Genomic DNA, 540 nt, shown 5'->3' on the forward strand with positions numbered 1-540 from the left:
CCCTGCACGAGGCCGTGGGCTCCAAGATCGCGTTCATCGCGGCGACCACCTTCGCCCTGGAGGCCGTCGTCGACCTCTCCTCGCAGATGGCCGACGAGAACCGCAACGACATCCGCATCGAGGCCGCCCTCGCCAAGCTCTACGGCTCCGAGATGGCCTGGCTCATGGCCGACGAACTGGTCCAGATCCGCGGCGGCCGCGGCTTCGAGACCGCCGACTCGCTGCGCGCCCGCGGCGAACGCGCCGTCCCCGCCGAGCAGATGCTGCGCGACCTGCGCATCAACCGCATCTTCGAGGGCTCCACCGAGATCATGCACCTGCTGATCGCGCGCGAGGCCGTCGACGCCCACCTGTCCGTCGCCGGCGACCTCATCGACCCCGACAAGACCCTCGGCGACAAGGCACGGGCGGGCGCGAGCGCCGGCGCCTTCTACGCCAGGTGGCTGCCGAAGCTCGTCGCCGGCCCCGGACAGCTCCCGGGCACCTACGGCGAGTTCAAGCACGGCATCGACCTCTCCCCGCACCTGCGCTACGTGGAGC

At 71.1% G+C, this 540-nt stretch carries 1 protein-coding gene; it reads left to right on the forward strand.

The window, feature by feature from the left end; genetic code table 11:
- Nucleotides 1-540, forward strand: a 540-nt coding sequence (locus tag IH25_RS0136810) for an acyl-CoA dehydrogenase family protein (RefSeq protein WP_030621404.1), incomplete at both ends; no start/stop codon positions are given.

The organism is Streptomyces achromogenes subsp. achromogenes, from assembly GCF_000720835.1.
GTDB classification, from domain to species: Bacteria; Actinomycetota; Actinomycetes; order Streptomycetales; family Streptomycetaceae; genus Streptomyces; species Streptomyces achromogenes.